This is a genomic window from Methanocalculus taiwanensis, from assembly GCF_024372745.1.
Classification (GTDB): Archaea; Halobacteriota; Methanomicrobia; order Methanomicrobiales; family Methanocorpusculaceae; genus Methanocalculus; species Methanocalculus taiwanensis.
Map to the genome: position 1 here is coordinate 1 of NZ_VOTZ01000051.1, position 3,428 is coordinate 3,428.

The 3,428-nt window shown below is 47.1% G+C and carries 3 protein-coding genes; all 3 read left to right on the plus strand.

Annotation, left to right across the window (positions count from 1 at the left end; all coding sequences use genetic code 11):
• The coding region (locus tag FTO68_RS11670) for a Coenzyme F420 hydrogenase/dehydrogenase, beta subunit C-terminal domain (protein WP_255333587.1) at positions 1-1,134 on the plus strand (1,134 nt) is incomplete at its 5' end.
• A gap of 266 nt (positions 1,135-1,400) precedes the next feature.
• Positions 1,401-2,879, plus strand: a complete 1,479-nt coding sequence (gene tnpC / locus FTO68_RS11675) for an IS66 family transposase (RefSeq protein WP_255333588.1) — start codon at positions 1,401-1,403, stop codon at positions 2,877-2,879.
• Between the two features lie 353 nt (positions 2,880-3,232).
• The coding region (locus tag FTO68_RS11680) for a hypothetical protein (RefSeq protein WP_255333589.1) at positions 3,233-3,428 on the plus strand (196 nt) is incomplete at its 3' end.

Consider the following 3,428-nt stretch of genomic DNA (forward strand, 5'->3'; position numbering starts at 1 on the left):
GTCTATGCATGGACCCCTGATTCCGGCCTTCTGGAGAAAGCCGAATGCGGTGGCGCGGTTACGGCACTGCTGAAGTATGCTCTCGAGAACAAGATTGTTGATGCGGTTCTTGCCATTAAGAAAGGTGTGGATCTTTATGATGCAGTGCCGTCAATCATCACCGATCCGGGCGAGATCGGGGGATCGGCTGGATCACTGCACTGTGGAACAGTTCTGGTTTCGAAACTGATTAAGAACTATATTGGTGGTGCAAAGGATCTAAAGCTCGGTGTCACGGTAAAAGGCTGTGATGTTATGGGCATCCTCGAGCTTGCGAAGAGGGATCAGATCAATCTCGACAACATCATCATGATTGGAGTCAACTGCGGAGGTACGGTCTCTCCGGTGAGTGCCAGGAAGATGATAGCAGCCAAATATGGTGTTGATCCTGCAGATATTGTAAAAGAGGAGATCGACAAGGGCCAGTTCATCATTATGACAAAGGATGGACAGCACAAGGGAATCTCCATCGATGAGCTTGAGGAAGAAGGCTACGGCCGAAGGAGTAACTGCCGCCGCTGTCTCTATAAGATCCCCCGCCAGGCAGATCTTGCCTGTGGCAACTGGGGTGTCATTGGCGATAAGGCTGGCAAGGCAACATTTGTCGAGGTCTGCTCAGAGAAAGGTGCAAGCCTCGTTGAGGGTGCTGTTAAGGCCGGAGCTCTGGAAACCTCGCCGGCAGATCCAAAGGGCATTGCCATCCGGGCAAAGGTCGAAGGTGCGATGCTTAAGCTCGGTGAGAAATGGAGGAAGCATGATTTCTCCACGATTGCAGAGAATCTATGGGATGTTATCAGGGACGAGACCTCCCGATGCATTAAATGCTATTCATGTATTGATAACTGTCCGGTCTGTCTTCCAATAAAAATTGAACTTACAAAGGGAACAACGATGGTGCCTGTTGGCCACCTCCCTCCGGCTCCGATGTTCCATATGCGCAGACTCGCTCATATTTCGGATTCCTGTATCAACTGTGGCCAGTGTGAGGAGCTCTGCCCGGTAGAAATCCCACTTGCACTCTTCTCTCATGCAGTCAGGGTCGAAGCGGATGCCACATACCACCCAAAACTCGGATCCGCACCATATAAAAATTAAGGGCGTGTGGATAACTCTTATAGATTGCCTGGGAATTTTCCCGGGCTTTTTTTTATATATAAAATGCGTCGAAATCCCCTCATTTTCATCATGTATGCCTGTGGCCCTTGTGGGCATCAATTTAAAAAAAACGTAACAGGTCAGCACCCTCTCTCCTGACCTCTCCTTAACTCACATTACACACCACCACTTTTCGGAAAATACGCCTGTATGACCGATAGATCCTTATATAATGAGAGATTAATAGATATTTAGGATATGGAACTATGGAACGTGATGAGATCCTTGCACTGGCACAACATAACCCTGAAGCACTTGTCACAATCATCCATAGCCATGAGGAAACAATCCAGCACCAGCAAGAAATAATCCAACGTCTTGAAGAAACGGTAAGACGACTTGAGGCACGGATTGCTGAACTTGAACGGCAACTCACGATGAACAGTCGGAACAGCAGCCGTCCCCCTTCCACCGATGGATTCAAACGACCTCAAAAAGAACGGACAAAGACCGGGAAACGTCCTGGTGGTCAAAAAGGTCATGAGGGTCGAACCATCGAGTGGTGTGAAACACCGGATGAGATCCACACTCATCGTGCATCAGTCTGTGACGGATGTGGGGCCTCTCTTGAGGATGTACCGGCAGAATCTGTTCAGAAACGCCAGGTACATGACATTCCACCTCCACAGATTATTGTTACCGAGCACCATGCAGAGACAGTGATTTGTCCCCACTGCGGTCAGATCCATGAAGCATCATTTCCCGACGAAGTTTCTGCACATCTGCAATATGGTCAGAATATCCGGGCACTGATGGTGTATCTCTGCATCTATCAACTGCTCCCCTATGAACGTGCATCAGAAATCTTCACAGACCTCTATGGATGTTCTCCTGTCAAAGCAACCCTGATGAAGTCGATTGCAGATTGTGCAACGAATCTCGAAGGGTTTGAGAGCAGGGTCAAACATCTGCTCTCTGAAGTTCCCATTCTGAACGTGGATGAAACCGGGTTGCGAGTAAATGGAAAGAGGGAATGGTTGCACACAGCCAGTACGGATCTCCTCACTCTCTATGGCCATCATTCAAAACGGGGTGGAAAGGCAATGGATGCGATTGGAGTACTTCCTGTATTCAAAGGCATCATGGTCCATGACTGCTGGTCGCCATACTTCAAATACCCGTGTGAACATGCCGTCTGTAATGCCCATATACTCCGCGATCTCAAAGGAATATCGGAGAATTTCGGCCAGAACTGGAGCGATGTAATGCAGGATCTGCTGATTGAGATCCATACTGCGGTACAGGAGGCCCCTGAATCAGCAGACTCTCTCTCCCAGATCGAGATAGAGGAGTTCCAGAGACGATTTGATGATATCATCGAGACAGGAATTGCAGAGAATCCTCTTTCCACCGAACCTGTTCCAAAGAAACGTGGGAAGAAGAAAAATACTCGCCCACAGAACCTGATTGAGCGGTGTCAGAAGTACCGGACTGAAATCCTCCGGTTCATGACAGATTTCAGAGTGCCGTTTACAAACAATCTCGCAGAGCGCGATATCAGGATGGTGAAGGTGCAGCAGAAGATCTCAGGATCGTTCAGGAGTGTTGAGGGAGTGGCGAACTTCTGCCGGGTACGAGGATATATCTCCACTGTGAAGAAGAATGAGGGGTCAGTACTTGCCGCCATCAAAGGATCATTCAGGAGAGAACCCTTCATGCCCACTGTGGCTTACAGGTATAGCTGACCAGTTACAAAAAAACAAAAGAGAAATGGGTGAACGAAAGCTATTTTTTAATTAATCTTCTTTTATATTTAATTTGATACTCTTATACAAACAATCCATTGTGGCAACCTCTCTTTTTTAATTAATATAAATAATTATGGTTATTGTTTTATATTTCGGAGTTGCGCGGTGACGTGCGGGTTTATATAGAGAAGCTGATTGTATATTGATGTAGGTTGAAAATGTTAATCAAATCAATTGAACTCACATGAATATTCTGGTACTTTATGTTTATATATTCAAAGAATAGAGTTATACTTGATCTCAAAGGGTGTCCCTTCGGTGCCTGTAGATCAATAGAACGGAGAATAGGCATGAGTAATAATACAGAAATGATGAGGTATGTCCCGACCACCTGCCCGTATTGCGGTGTTGGTTGCGGATTGAACCTCGTTGTGAATAACGGAAAGGTTGTCGGTGTTGAGCCTTATAAGCGAACACCCGTCAACGAAGGCAAACTCTGTCCAAAGGGTATTTCCTGTTGGGAGTTTGTGCACAGCCCCGATCGCC